The organism is Azospirillum palustre, assembly GCF_002573965.1.
In the GTDB taxonomy this organism is placed as follows: domain Bacteria; phylum Pseudomonadota; class Alphaproteobacteria; order Azospirillales; family Azospirillaceae; genus Azospirillum; species Azospirillum palustre.
In genome coordinates, this window is record NZ_PDKW01000039.1 from 420,030 (window position 1) to 432,958 (window position 12,929).

The 12,929-nt window shown below is 67.9% G+C and carries 10 protein-coding genes; 6 read left to right on the forward strand and 4 right to left on the reverse strand.

Translation table 11 applies throughout. The features are described from left to right. The first annotated feature begins 138 nt into the window (after nt 1-138). Entirely contained in the window at nt 139-1,050 is a 912-nt protein-coding gene (locus CRT60_RS08045; RefSeq protein WP_098735895.1) for a hydrogen peroxide-inducible genes activator, read from the forward strand. Between the two features lie 100 nt (nt 1,051-1,150). Beyond that, nucleotides 1,151-2,053, forward strand: a complete 903-nt coding sequence (locus CRT60_RS08050) for a prephenate/arogenate dehydrogenase family protein (protein ID WP_098735896.1) — start codon at nt 1,151-1,153, stop codon at nt 2,051-2,053. Nucleotides 2,054-2,308: 255 nt separating this feature from the next. Here the strand turns inward: CRT60_RS08050 and CRT60_RS08055 are convergent, their stop codons facing one another. The 3 genes from CRT60_RS08055 to aceA all read right to left on the reverse strand — a co-directional run bounded on the left by CRT60_RS08055 (nt 2,309) and on the right by aceA (nt 6,688). Continuing rightward, the gene (locus CRT60_RS08055) at nt 2,309-4,006 is read right to left on the reverse strand and encodes a methyl-accepting chemotaxis protein (protein ID WP_098735897.1); all 1,698 of its coding nucleotides are present in this window, start codon (nt 4,004-4,006) and stop codon (nt 2,309-2,311) included. Between the two features lie 251 nt (nt 4,007-4,257). Continuing rightward, nucleotides 4,258-4,821: a DJ-1/PfpI family protein gene (locus tag CRT60_RS08060; protein ID WP_098735898.1), complete on the reverse strand. Its 564-nt coding sequence runs from the start codon at nt 4,819-4,821 to the stop codon at nt 4,258-4,260. A gap of 589 nt (nt 4,822-5,410) precedes the next feature. Next, nucleotides 5,411-6,688 (reverse strand): isocitrate lyase, encoded by a 1,278-nt coding sequence (aceA, locus tag CRT60_RS08065; RefSeq protein WP_042697577.1) that lies wholly within the window; start codon nt 6,686-6,688, stop codon nt 5,411-5,413. 316 nt (nt 6,689-7,004) lie between these two features. Here aceA and CRT60_RS08070 point away from each other — a divergent pair, with 316 nt between their 5' ends. The 3 genes from CRT60_RS08070 (at nt 7,005) to CRT60_RS08080 (ending at nt 11,471) form a co-directional block, all read left to right on the forward strand. Continuing rightward, nucleotides 7,005-8,447, forward strand: coding sequence for a helix-turn-helix domain-containing protein (locus tag CRT60_RS08070; protein ID WP_098736258.1), 1,443 nt, complete (start codon nt 7,005-7,007; stop codon nt 8,445-8,447). Between the two features lie 237 nt (nt 8,448-8,684). Then, nucleotides 8,685-9,458 carry a ferredoxin--NADP reductase gene (locus CRT60_RS08075; RefSeq protein ID WP_098735899.1) on the forward strand — a complete coding sequence of 258 codons (774 nt, stop codon included), beginning with the start codon at nt 8,685-8,687 and terminating at the stop codon, nt 9,456-9,458. A 231-nt stretch (nt 9,459-9,689) separates the two neighbouring features. Further along, nucleotides 9,690-11,471, forward strand: coding sequence for a glycoside hydrolase family 17 protein (locus tag CRT60_RS08080; RefSeq protein ID WP_098735900.1), 1,782 nt, complete (start codon nt 9,690-9,692; stop codon nt 11,469-11,471). 6 nt (nt 11,472-11,477) lie between these two features. Here the strand turns inward: CRT60_RS08080 and CRT60_RS08085 are convergent, their stop codons facing one another. After that, nucleotides 11,478-12,005: a hypothetical protein gene (locus CRT60_RS08085; protein ID WP_098735901.1), complete on the reverse strand. Its 528-nt coding sequence runs from the start codon at nt 12,003-12,005 to the stop codon at nt 11,478-11,480. A 270-nt stretch (nt 12,006-12,275) separates the two neighbouring features. Here CRT60_RS08085 and CRT60_RS08090 point away from each other — a divergent pair, with 270 nt between their 5' ends. Continuing rightward, nucleotides 12,276-12,920, forward strand: a complete 645-nt coding sequence (locus CRT60_RS08090; protein ID WP_098735902.1) for a DUF47 domain-containing protein — start codon at nt 12,276-12,278, stop codon at nt 12,918-12,920. Nucleotides 12,921-12,929: the final 9 nt, after the last annotated feature.

Sequence of the window (12,929 nt, forward strand, 5' to 3'; positions counted from 1 at the left end):
GGGGGCTGTATCGGGTGGTCGGGGTGAGGCGTCGTTCCGTTGTCCCGTTGACGAATGGAGGAATACGGGAAATCTGTGATCAAGAGAAGTAGAAAATACCAATTGAATTGATCGATAAATCCGATTACATAACCGGGCATGAAACCGCTCCCCACCCTGCGCCAGCTCCGCTACCTCGTCGCCGTCGTCGACCGCTGCCATTTCGGGCAGGCGGCGGAGGCCTGCCTCGTCAGCCAGTCGACGCTGAGCGCCGGCTTGCAGGAGCTGGAGGATCTGCTGGGCGCCACGCTGGTGGAGCGCACGCGCCGCTCCGTGCTGCCGACGCCGCTCGGCCGCGAGATCGCCGAGCGGGCGCGCCAGCTTCTGAAGGGGGCGGAGGAGCTGGTGGACATCACCCGCTCCGCCGCCGACCCGATGTCGGGCGCGCTCCATCTGGGGGTGATCCCGACCATCGGCCCCTTCCTGATCCCCCGCGTGATGCCGGCCCTGCGCGAGAGCTTCCCGCGGCTGCGGCTCTATCTGCGCGAGGACCAGACGGCGCGGCTGCTGGAACAGCTGAACGCCGGCAAGCTGGACGCGGCGCTGCTGGCCTTGCCCTATCCGATGGGCGACCTGGAGACGGAGGACATCGCCGAGGACCGCTTCTCCTTCGTCTGCCCCACCGGCCACCGGCTGGGCGTCGGCGATCCGGTGCAGCCGGTGGCGGTCCCGTCGGAGGATCTGCTGCTGCTGGAGGACGGGCATTGCCTGCGCGACCATGCCATGGCGGCCTGCGCGCTGGACGCCACGCCGCACAACACCGCCTTCCAGGGCACCAGCCTGCACACGCTGGTGCAGATGGTGGCGAACGGGCTGGGGGTGACCCTGCTGCCGCAGATGGCGGTCGATTCCGGCATCCTGCGCGGGCTGGATCTGGCGGTGCGCCCGCTGGCCGGCGACCGTCCGGGGCGGCGGATCGCGCTGGCCTGGAGGAAAACCTCGGGACGGAAGGAAACCTTCCAGCGGCTGGCCGAAGCGCTCAGGGCGGAGATGACGGCGAAGGACGGCTGACGCAGCGGCGGCGAAAGATTCGCTTGGTCCAGCGGGTGCGAGGTGGTTTAAACGGGACGGTTTTTCGCCCGTTCACTCCGCTTTCGGGACACCCAGCGTCATGTCCACCACCGCCACCAATACCGCACCCCTGTTCGACCGCGTCGCCATCGTCGGCATCGGTCTGATCGGCTCGTCCCTGGCGCGGGCGCTGGCGGAGTATGGGATCGCGCGGCAGGTGGTCTGCACCGACCGCAACGCCGATGCCTGCGCCAAGGCGCTGGAGCTGGGCATCGTGGCGGAGGCCTCCACCGATCCGGCGGCGGCACTGGCCGGCGCCGATCTGGTGGTGCTGTCGACCCCGGTCGGCAGCTATGCCGCGGTGGCCGAGGCCATCGGGCCGCTCCTGCAACGCGGGACCATCGTCACCGACGTCGGCTCGGTCAAGCAGGCGACCCTGCGCGACGTCGGGCCGCATCTGCCCGACGGCGTCCACCTGATCCCCGGCCATCCGGTGGCGGGCACCGAGCATTCGGGGCCGGAGGCGGGATTCGCCACGCTGTTCCAGGGCCGCTGGTGCATCCTGACCCCGCCGCCCGGCGCCGACCGCCACGCGCTGGAGCAGGTGACGGAGCTGTGGCGCCGCGTCGGCTCCACCGTCGAGATCATGGAGGCCAGCCACCATGATCGCGTGCTGGCCATCACCTCGCACCTGCCGCACCTGATCGCCTACACCATCGTCGGCACCGCGTCGGACCTGGAGGAGGACACCAAGTCCGAGGTCATCAAATTCTCGGCCGGCGGTTTCCGCGACTTCACCCGCATCGCCGCCAGCGACCCGGTGATGTGGCGCGACGTGTTCCTGAACAACCGCGAGGCGGTGCTGGAAATCCTCCAGCGCTTCACCGAGGACCTGACGGCCTTGCAGCGCGCCATCCGCTGGGGCGAGGGGGAGCAGTTGCAGGACCATTTCACCAAGACCCGCGCCGTGCGCCGGGGGATCATCGACGCCAAGCAGGCTTGAATGCCCTCTCTCCCCCGCTTTCGCGCAAACCTCGTTTGCGCTGACGCGACAGGCGGACCTGTGGTCCGCCTATAGCAGGGAGAGGGAGGGGACCCGCCGCGGAGCGGTGGGGAGGGTGAGGGGGCCGGCGCGCGATCCGCGCGCCGCCAAGGGGCATGCTGCCCCTTGGCAATCCCCTGGCACAGGCTTAACGCCTGTGCTGCCCCCTCACCCTGACCCTCTCCCCGGAGGGGAGAGGGAAATTCCCGGAGTTAATTAAGACGCCCGCAATGCTCCCAGGAAGCCGTCGACCTCCTGGCGCATCCGCCCGGCGTCGTCCTGCACCGTGTCCACCGAGCGCACCATCACGCCGCTGGCCCGTTCGGCGGACGCGGCGGCGGCGGTGACGGCGGCGATGTTGTCGGAGACGCTGCGGGTGCCGTCGGCGGCGTCCTGGATGTTGGCGGCGATCTCGCCCACCGCGGCGGTCTGCTGTTCGACCGCCGCGGCGACCTCGCTGGAGATCTCGTTCAGGCGGGCGATGGTGCGGGTCACGGCACCGATGGTGTCGACCGCGGTGCCCGACGCGCTCTGGATTTCAGCGATGCGCGCCTGGATCTCGGCGGTCGCCTTGGCCGTCTGGCCGGCGAGCTGCTTCACCTCGCTCGCCACCACGGCGAAGCCCTTGCCGGCCTCCCCCGCCCGCGCAGCTTCGATGGTCGCATTCAAGGCCAGCAGGTTGGTCTGGCCGGCGATGCCGGAAATCATCTCCACGACCTTGCCGATCTCCTCCGCCGCCTCGGCGAGGCTGCCCATCACACTGGTGCTGCGTTCGGCGTCGCGGGTGGCGTCGGCGGCGATGCCGGCGGAATCGGCGACCAGACGGGCGATGCCGGCGAAGCTGGCCGACAGTTCGGCGGTGGCGGCGGCGACGCTGTCGACATTGGCCGAGGCGCGGCCGGCGGCCGACGACACCGCGTCGGAATGGCGCGCCGTCTCGGCGGCGCCCTCGGCCATCGCGGACGAGGCGGCGGCCATCTCGGCGGTGGAGGCCGACAGCGCCTCGACCAGCCGCTTCACCGTCGCCTCGAAGCCGTCGGCGAGATTGCGCAGCTCGCGCCGGCGCTCCTCGGCGGCGGCGGTCTTCAGCCGTTCCTGCTCCTGCTGGAGGCGTTCGGTGTCGAGCATGGTGTCGCGGAAGACGCGGGCGGCGGTCGCCATGCGGCCGATCTCGTCGCGGCGGCCTTCTTCGAAGGTGGCGGTGAAGTCGCGGGCGGCCAGCCGCTCCAGCGAACCGGCGACAGCGAGGATCGGGCGGGAAATGCCGCGCACCAGCACGGCGCCGAAGCCCAGCGCCAGCAGGGTGCACAGCGTCACCCCGCCCAGAACCATGCCGTGGGCGCTGCTGTAGACCGCCGCCCCCTGGTCGGCGACGACGCCGGCATCGGCCATCGTGCTGTCCACCAGCGTGTCGAGCGCCTCCTGGACGCGGGCGAAGGCGACGGCGCTGGGACGCTTGAAGACGCTGGCGGCGGACTGGGCGTTGCCGTCGCGGGCCTGGCCGCGCACGCGGTCGGCCGCGGCGGCATAGGCGGTCCAGGCCTCGTCGAAGGCGGCCAGCCTTGCGGCGCCGTCGCCGCCGGTGAAGCGGGACCCTGCGGCCTGACGGCGCGCCGCAACCTCGGTCACCGCGTCGGTCCAGCCCTTTTCCGCCTGGTTCACCTGCATCTCGTTGGTGGCGAGCGCATAGGCGGCTTCGGCGATGCGGTGGCTCTGCGCGGCGGAGGTCAGTTGACCGGCCAGCTGGGTCGCCGGCAACGAACGGCTGCGCATGGTTTCGGCAGCATTGTTTAGGATTTCAAGCCGGCTGAGCGTGAAAATTCCGAAGGCGCCGGCCATCACCACAGTGCCCAGCACCGCGACGATGATCTTGGCACGGATGGTTAACTGTCCGAATGCTCGAATTTTAGCCATTTTGCCCGCATCCCCGCCAAACCCTCGGCAAGAACCTTGTCCACCCGAAGGTATTATTCGACCCTCAACCTTACTAATCCGAATGTTTAAAATTATCAACGCGGAAGGTGAGTGAATTCGTCGGAAATCCGGGGTGTCGGGCAATGGTCACAGGCTGCCAGTCGAATGGGGCGCAAAGGAAGCCCGAAAACGAAACGGCCGCCGCACCCGGATGGTGCGGCGGCCATTTCGGGACCGTCTGAGGATGGAGATCAGGCGGCCTTGCGAACGGACCCCAGCTCGGTGAACATCTTCACCACGGCTTCGACGAACTCGTTCAGCTGGTCCTGGCCCAGCGCCGAGACCGTGATGTCGTCAACGACCAGAGCCTCGTCGCTGATCTTGCCGCCGGCGGCGGTCAGGTCGGCGCGGTAGGCTTCCGGGGCGGCCAGCAGACGGCCGCGCAGCTTGCCGGGGATCGCCAGCAGCTGGATGCCCTGGTCGATGGCGGCGATCGGCTTGCCGGCATCGAGGAAGTGGCCGACGATGCGGCGGGTGTGGGCCGACTGCTGCAGCTTCGCCACGCTGCGCTCACCGCCCGGCAGCAGCAGCATGTCGAAGTCGGCGCCGAGCGCCTCGCTCAGATGCTTGTCCACCGGGAAGTAATGGCCCCAGGACTTACCGTGCCAGCCGTTGACCAGACCCGTCTCGGTCGAGATGGTACGCAGCGTGGCGCCGGTCTTGATCAGGGCGCGTTGCGGCTCGGTCATCTCCGCTTCTTCGAAGCCGTTGGAGACGAGGATGGCGATGGACTTTCCTGCGAGCGATTGATCCATACTGTCTTGTCCTTTCATCGTTTCACCAATAGAACGCCGGGGCATCTCCGATGGCATGTCGGCCAGGAGAGAACCCGCCGGGGGGCCCACCGGAGCAGGGTAGGCGGTCGGGAAACGGTCATCGCCGCGCATGGGGATGCGCGGCGGCCAGTTCCGCCCGCCGGGACCCCGAGGTCGGGTGCCGGCGTGTGGGACCTTTACGTCCCGGATCGGTTTGTTTTCAGCATGCGGACTTAATTGGTCCCGATGAGGCCCCAAGTCAACAAGGGATTCCGCGGCGCACCCAAGGATGGGGCGTGCCGGATTCCGTCGGTACCGGTGGATTTGGCTGCATTTACCAGCCCAGTTCAAGACTTTCGGGCCAACCGGCCCGTACCACCGGTTGATGCGGTGCAGGGCTGCCATACCATGGGGGCGTGGCTTCCCCGAAGGATTATTCCGAATGAACCGTGCGGCGGCGGAGACGAGGCCAAAAAAAAGCGGCCGGGGGGAAGGCCCCCGGCCGTCGGCAAGTCAAAGCATCAGCCGTTCGAAAAGATCCAGCTCGCACACTGGATCACGGACCATTCCCGTTGATCGGAACCTGCGATCAATGGAACTGGTCAGCCTCGGTGGAGTCCTTGTACGCGGTGGTCGAGGAGGTGCCGCCGGAGATCGCCGTGGCGACCGCGTCGAAGTAGCCGGTGCCGACTTCGCGCTGGTGCTTGGTGGCGGTGTAGCCGTCCTTCTCGGCCGCGAACTCGGCCTGCTGCAATTCGGAGTAAGCGGCCATGCCGCGCTCGGCGTAACCCTTGGCGAGCGTGAAGGCCGAGTAGTTCAGGCTGTGGAAGCCGGCCAGCGTGACGAACTGGAACTTGTAGCCCATGGCGCCCAGCTCGCGCTGGTACTTGGCGATGGTGGCGTCGTCCAGGTTGGCCTTCCAGTTGAAGGAGGGCGAGCAGTTGTAGGCGAGCATCTTGCCGGGGAACTGCTTGTGCACGGCCTCGGCGAAGCGGCGGGCTTCGTCCAGGTTCGGCTTGGAGGTCTCCCACCACATCAGGTCCGAGTACGGCGCGTAGGACAGGCCGCGGGCGATGCAGTGATCGACGCCCATGCCCTTCTTCAGGCGGAAGAAGCCCTCGGTGGTGCGGCCGCTGTCGAAGTCGATGAAGGGATGGTCACGCTCGTCGATGTCCGAGGTGATGAGCTGCGCCGACTCGGCGTCGGTGCGGGCGATCACCAGGGTCGAGGTGCCGCAGACGTCGGCGGCCAGACGGGCGGCGTTCAGCGTGCGGATGTGCTGCTGCGTCGGGATCAGAACCTTGCCGCCGAGGTGGCCGCACTTCTTCTCAGACGCCAGCTGGTCTTCCCAGTGCACGCCGGCGGCGCCGGCCTTGATCATCGCCTTCATCAGCTCGAAGGCGTTCAGCGGACCGCCGAAACCGGCCTCGGCGTCGGCGATGATCGGCGCGAACCAGTAGGTGTCGCCCTTGCCCTCGGAGGTCTGGATCTCGTCGGCGCGCTTGAAGGTGTTGTTGATGCGCTCGACGACCGCCGGGACCGAGTTCACCGGATACAGGCTCTGGTCCGGGTACATCTGGCCGGCCGTGTTGGCGTCACCGGCGACCTGCCAGCCCGACAGGTAGATGGCCTTCAGGCCGGCCTTGACCGCCTGCATCGCCTGGTTGCCGGTCAGGGCGCCCAGGGTGTTGATGTAGGGCTCGGTGTTCAGCAGCTCCCACAGGCGGCGCGCACCCAGCTCGGCCAGCGTGTACTCGATCTTGACCGAGCCGCTCAGACGCTTGACGTCGTCCATGGTGTAGTCGCGGCGGATGCCCTCGTAACGGGCGGCGTGGATGGCGGTCTTGGTCTTTTCATCGAGCGACATGGGTCAGGTTCCTTTTGTCCGGTGCGCCCGGTCGATCGGGGCGGAACTGGGGTCTCGGGGCGGGCCTTTTGTCGGTCCCGGCATCCGGTTGCGGACAGTGGCGTTTCCTCCCGCCCTTGCTCTGCCGTCCGGTGTCTTCGGGGCCGCTTGCGCTTTACAGCGCGGCCGTGAACCAAGACTTAAACCCCGCCCGAGTGCGTTGCAATAAGCCCTTGTTTGTAAAAAGGTCCGTTTGTAAACTGCCATATTCACAATCCTGTAAATCCGTAAATCTTGTAAAGTTTGCGGTCCGTCGAGGGGGCTGGTTTTGGCGACCATGGAAAAGAAGGCGATGCTGGGTCCGAAGGTGCGCCGCCTGCGCCGCGACCAGGGCCTGACCCAGGCGCAGATGGCCGACCAGCTCGGCATCTCCCCCAGCTACCTGAACCTGATCGAGCACAACCAGCGCCCGGTCACGGTGCCGCTGCTGCTGAAGCTGGGCCAGCAGTTCGGCGTCGATCTCCAGGCCTTCGCCGAGGATGAGGAAAGCCGGCTGGTGGCCGGCCTGCGCGAGGTGTTTTCCGACCAGCTGTTCGACGGCTCCGACATCAAGAACCAGGATTTCCGCGAGCTGGCGGCGGTGGCGCCGACGCTGGGGCAGGCGGTGGTGGCGCTCTACCGCGGCTTCCGCGGGGCGCGCGACGATCTCCAGGCATTGGCGGAGCGGGTCGCCGACCGCGAGAAGCTGCATCTGGTGCAGGCCACCGGCTTCCCGCAGGACGAGGTGCGCGACCTGTTCCAGACCCACTCCAACCATTTCCCGGAGCTGGAGGCGGCGGCGGAAAGCCTGTGGCAGGACGGCAAGCTGGAGCGCGGCGACCTCTATCGCGGGCTGGTCGATTGGCTGAACACCCAGCACAGCGTGCGCGTCCGCCTGCTGCCGTCGGAGGTGATGGGCTATGCCGTGCGCCGCTTCGACCGCCACAGCCGGCGCATCCTGCTGTCGGAGATGCTGGCGCCGTCGGGCCGCACCTTCCAGCTTGCCTGCCAGATCGCGCTGCTGCGCCACCGCGACCTGCTGAACGGCATCGTCGACGCCGCCAACCTGTCGGACGACGAGGCGCGGCGGCTGACCCGGATCGGGCTGGCGAACTATTTCGCCGCGGCGGTGCTGATGCCTTACGCCCGCTTCCACGAGGCGGCGACCCAGCTGCGCTACGACATCGAGATCCTGCGGCGGCGCTTCGACGCGTCGTTCGAGCAGGTCTGCCACCGGCTGACCACGCTGCACCGGTCGGGGGCCAAGGGCGTGCCCTTCTTCTTCATGCGGGTGGACAGCGCCGGCAATGTGTCGAAGCGTTTTTCGGGTGCCGGCTTCCATTTCGCCCGCTTCGGCGGCGGCTGCCCGCGCTGGATCGTCTATGAGGCCTTCCGCACGCCGGGCAAGATCCACAGCCAGATGGCGGAGATGCCGGACGGCACCGCCTATTTCTCCATCGCCCGCACGGTGGTGAAGGCCGGCGGCGGCCACCGCAGCCCGCCGCAGCAATTCGCCGTGGCGCTGGGCTGCGACGTCCAGCATGCGGCTCAGGTCACCTATGCGGACGGGTTCGACCTGTCCAACACCGATGCGGCGACGCCGATCGGGGTGAATTGCCGGCTCTGCCCGCGTCTCGACTGCTCTCAGCGGGCATTTCCGCCGCTGAATCATCGGCTTATCGTCGACGAAAACCTGCGCGGCCTGTCGCCCTACCTGTTCGCGCCGCCCAGCGCGGAATAAGTCGCGAATTGACCAGGATCAATGTTGTACGGAAAAATTCGTGTTGTTTGCCGGAAAGCCCGTCATTTGACTGGTATAAATCCGTGGCCTTCGACCGGGTTTGTTGATAGGTTTCGGCCGTTGCGTCGCGGCAGCTCCGCTCGTGTCATCGCGCCGGCCACCTGAACGCAGCGTCCCGGACTTCTGTATTGAACATTGCCAACAGAGCTTGGCCTCGACAGGTTTTGGAACGCCCCCATGAGCAACTTGATCAAAGAGCGCGTGCTGACCGTTCACCACTGGACCGACACGCTGTTCAGCTTCACCACCACGCGCGATCCGTCCTTCCGCTTCCTGCCGGGGCAGTTCACCATGATCGGGCTGGAGGTCGAAGGCCGGCCCCTGCTGCGTGCCTACAGCCTCGTCAGCGCGCATTACGAGGAGACGCTGGAGTTCTTCAGCATCAAGGTGCAGGACGGCCCGCTGACCTCGCGCCTGCAACACCTGAAGGAAGGCGACACGCTGCTGGTGAACCGCAAGGCGACCGGCACGCTGATCACCGACAACCTGCTTCCCGGGCGGAACCTGTATCTGCTGAGCACCGGCACCGGCCTGGCGCCGTTCCTCAGCATCATCAAGGACCCGGAGATGTACGAGAAGTTCGACCGGGTGATCCTGACCCACGGCACCCGCACCGTGGCGGAACTGGCCTATGACGACCTGATCCACCACAGCCTGCCGGAGAACGAGTTCTTCGGCGAGCAGGTGAAGGAAAAGCTGCTCTATTACCCGACCGTGACGCGCGAGCCCTTCCGCAACCAGGGCCGCCTGACTACGCTGATGGAAACCGGCAAGATTTACGAAGACCTCGGCCTGCCGGAGCTGGACGCCGAGAAGGACCGGGTGATGATCTGCGGCAGCCCGGCCATGCTGGCCGAGACCACCGCGATGATGGAAAAGCGCGGTTTCGTCATGGGCACCAACGGCGAGCCGGGCGGCTTCGTCATCGAAAAGGCGTTCGTCGAACGGTGAGATGAGCGGGGAGGGGAGGGCGGATCCGATTTTCCACGGAATAAACGCCCCCGTCCGCCGGTTTACCAATCCGTGACGAAGGCACGTCACTCAATCCTTGACCGACTGGGCGCGCCTCCTTTGGGGGCGCGCCCATTTTCTGTCCGCATCCGTGAATAAAATCGCCGTCCGGCCTGTTGGTGCGACGGTCGCCGTTCAAACCGTCAAGCCTTTGGTGTAGACATCCCGCCCATGCGCCTGATCCTCATCCTCGCCGCGCTGCTCGTCGCCGGCCTCGCCAATCTCGCCGTCTGGTCCCTGCCGAACCTGCCGGTGCCGCTCGACCCGCCGCCCGGCGGCAAGCTGCGCAGCGTGTCGTTCGCGCCCTTCCGCGACGGGCAGAGCCCGCTGACCGGCGTGCTGCCCTCCACCGCCCAGATCGAGGAGGACATCGTCGCCCTCGCGCCGCAGGTGGCCGGCATCCGCACCTACACCTCGCTGGAAGGCTTGCAGGTGGTGCCGGAACTGGCGCGCAAGCACGGCATGCAGGTCACCATGGGGGCGTGGCTGTCCTCGCGGACCGACAAGAACGAGGCGGAGATCGCCTCGCTGATCGACCTCGCCAACCGCTATCCCGACGTCATCACCCGCGTCATCGTCGGCAACGAGGTGCTGCTGCGCCGCGAGCTGACGCCGGAGCAGGTCACCGGCTACATCGACCGCGTCAAGGCGGCGGTGAAGCAGCCGGTGTCCTATGCCGACGTCTGGGAATGGTGGCTGAAATACCCGCAGATCGCCGATCACGTCGATTACCTGACCATCCATCTGCTGCCCTACTGGGAGGACGTGCCGGCCGGCGTCGAGGCGGCGACCGAGCGTATCCGCCAGAGCTACCGCACCATCGCCCACCGCTTCCCCGGCAAGCCGATCCTGGTCGGCGAGACCGGCTGGCCGACGCAGGGCCGCTCGCGCGGGGCCGCCGTGCCGGGGCTGGTCAACAAGGCGAAGTTCGTCAACGCCTTCGTCCGCATGGCCGAGCAGGAGGGCTTCGACTACAACGTGATCGAAGCCTTCGACCAGGAGTGGAAGGCCAAGCTGGAGGGCACGGTCGGCGGCCATTGGGGCCTCTACAACGCCGACCGCACGCCGAAATTCTCGCTGGCCGGGCCGGCCGTCGGCAATGTCGCGTGGCCCTGGCTGTTCGCGGCGTCGAGCGGGCTGGCGCTGGTGCTGCTGGGCGGGCTGGCGCTGCTGCGCCGCCATCTGCCGGGCACCGGCTGGGCGGTGCTGATCCTGCTGGCGCAGGCGCTGTCCACCCTCTATGTCCGCGCCGCCTTCCTCGCCGAGCATGGCAAGCATTACTGGCAGGACACCACGCTGGCCGTGGCGATGCTGGCGCTGACCGCGGCGCTGGTGCTGGCGGTGCTGCTGACCGCCCACCGCACGCTGGCGAGCGGCGGTCTGGCGAGCGAGCCGCTGGTCGGCCTGCGCCACGCCCGCCCGGCCCTGACCCGCACCGAGCGGGTCGGGCGGTGGAGCGCCGTGGCGCTGGGCGTCGCGGCGCTGGTCTGGTCGCTGCTGATCGTCTATGACGGCCGTTACCGCGACTTCCCCAACCCGTATCTGCTGATCCCGGCGGTGGCGCTGCCGGCGCTGGGCCTGATCCGCGCCGCCCGCCGGCCGGTGGGGACGGAGACGCGCGGCGCTCTCGGCATCGCCAGCCTGTTCCGTCCGGCAATTCCAGTCGCCGACGGCGCGCCGCGCGGCCTGTGCGGCGCCGTCCGCCGCCTGCCGGTCGAGTCGGTGCTGGGCTTCGGGCTTCTGCTGGCGGCGCTGCTGACCGTGGTGGCCGAGGGCTTCGTGCCGCTCGAATCGCTGATCTACGGCCAGCTGCCCTTCATGGAGGCGCTGCACGAGGTCGACTGGACCCGGCCGAACTGGGAAGCGCTGGGTTGGGCAGCCCTGCAGGTCCTGCTGGCGCTGCCCTTCCTGGCCGGGGTGTGGAGCGCCCGGCGCCCGCTGCGGCGGATCTGATCCGGATCAGGTCTTGATTAGCCCGTCCTGCTTCGGCGTCTCCGGAGCAGGGGCGGGGGCCGGGCCGGGGGTCGGAGCGGCGGGCGGCGTCAGCTGCCAGGTGTCCAGGGCCCGTTTCAGCGCGTCGAGCCCGGCGCCGGCCGAGTTTTTCGCCTCGTCCGCCGCGCGGGTGATGGCGGCGCAGAGGTCGGCGCGGCGCTTGGGATCGTTGCGGCTTTCCTCCAGCGCGCGGCCGACATCGTCGGTCGTGCCGCCGCCCTTGGCATCGGGCGGCACCGCCTTCGGGTCGATCCCCAGCAGCGGCAGCAGATACTCCCGCCCCTTCTCGCGCGCGACCGCCGCCGCCTTGTCGCCGAAACGCTCCGCCGCCGCGACTCCGGTGTCCCAGGTGCTGAGTGCCGCCGAGACGGTCGGGCTGCACCGGCCGGGGTCGTTGGGCGAAGCCGTCTGGGCATGCAGCGGGGCGGTGCTCGCCAGCAGGACGGCAAGCGCCGGCATGGCAAGGCGGTGGAGAAGGGCGGGTGGGCACGTCATGGGCGGAACCCTGCGGTCGGGGGAGGGGCTTCGGGTGAGATTTGGGAAGGCGGCCGGCGGCTTTCCATGGGGCCTGCTCAAGGGGGCCGGTGAAACCGGTTCGCCGGATCGGTTGGAGGGGTGAAACGCGGCGATGTGCCGCGACCTGTGGCGATTTTGCTACCAAATGACTGTTTCATGACCTTTACATGACATGCCGCCGCTGCACCGCACCGCGAAGCGTGCTAAGAGCAGCGCCAAACCAATCCAGTCTACGTGAGTCACAGTCCCATGCTGCTGCGCGCATTCCGTTCGCTGATGCCGAAGGAGGAACGCTTCGTCGACCAGTTCGTCGAGCAGGCCCGCCATATCGTGGCAGCATCCATCGCACTGGAAGCGGTGATGGATTCCGGACCGGACGAGCGCGCGCAGAAGGTCGCTGCGCTGAAGCGGGTGGAGAAGGACGCCGACCGCATCGCCAAGGATGCCGGGCGCGACCTGCACCGCGCCTTCATCACCCCCTTCGACCGCTCGGACATCCTGTCGCTGATCAACGCGCTGGACGATGCCATCGACCTGATGGACGAGGTTCCGCGCCATGCCGGCCTCTATGGCATCGAGGCGTTCGACGAGCCGATGCGCCGCTTCGTCGCCCTGATCCGCCAGCAGGCCGACGTGCTGGTCGAGCTGATGCCGCTGCTGGGCTCCATCGCCCGCAACGCCGAGCGCATCGACCATCTCTGCGGCCGGCTGTCCGACATCGAGGACGAGGCCGACGACATCCTGCGCAGCGCGCTCCAGTCGCTGATCGCGGAGAAGCCGGACATGATCGCCTTCCTCGGCCGGCGCGAGCTGTACGAGATGCTGGAGGCGGTGACCGACCGGTGCGACGACGTCGGCGACCTGGTCGCGGGCATCACGCTCGATCAGGTCTGAGGCGGTCCC

What these genes read in the sequence shown, in the direction of transcription:
- CRT60_RS08045 (WP_098735895.1), top strand. Translation starts at nt 139, where the DNA reads ATGAAACCGCTCCCCACCCTGCGCCAGCTCCGCTACCTCGTCGCCGTC.
- CRT60_RS08050 (WP_098735896.1), top strand. Translation starts at nt 1,151, where the DNA reads ATGTCCACCACCGCCACCAATACCGCACCCCTGTTCGACCGCGTCGCC.
- CRT60_RS08055 (WP_098735897.1), bottom strand. Translation starts at nt 4,006, where the DNA reads ATGGCTAAAATTCGAGCATTCGGACAGTTAACCATCCGTGCCAAGATC.
- CRT60_RS08060 (WP_098735898.1), bottom strand. Translation starts at nt 4,821, where the DNA reads ATGGATCAATCGCTCGCAGGAAAGTCCATCGCCATCCTCGTCTCCAAC.
- aceA (WP_042697577.1), bottom strand. Translation starts at nt 6,688, where the DNA reads ATGTCGCTCGATGAAAAGACCAAGACCGCCATCCACGCCGCCCGTTAC.
- CRT60_RS08070 (WP_098736258.1), top strand. Translation starts at nt 7,005, where the DNA reads ATGGAAAAGAAGGCGATGCTGGGTCCGAAGGTGCGCCGCCTGCGCCGC.
- CRT60_RS08075 (WP_098735899.1), top strand. Translation starts at nt 8,685, where the DNA reads ATGAGCAACTTGATCAAAGAGCGCGTGCTGACCGTTCACCACTGGACC.
- CRT60_RS08080 (WP_098735900.1), top strand. Translation starts at nt 9,690, where the DNA reads ATGCGCCTGATCCTCATCCTCGCCGCGCTGCTCGTCGCCGGCCTCGCC.
- CRT60_RS08085 (WP_098735901.1), bottom strand. Translation starts at nt 12,005, where the DNA reads ATGACGTGCCCACCCGCCCTTCTCCACCGCCTTGCCATGCCGGCGCTT.
- CRT60_RS08090 (WP_098735902.1), top strand. Translation starts at nt 12,276, where the DNA reads ATGCTGCTGCGCGCATTCCGTTCGCTGATGCCGAAGGAGGAACGCTTC.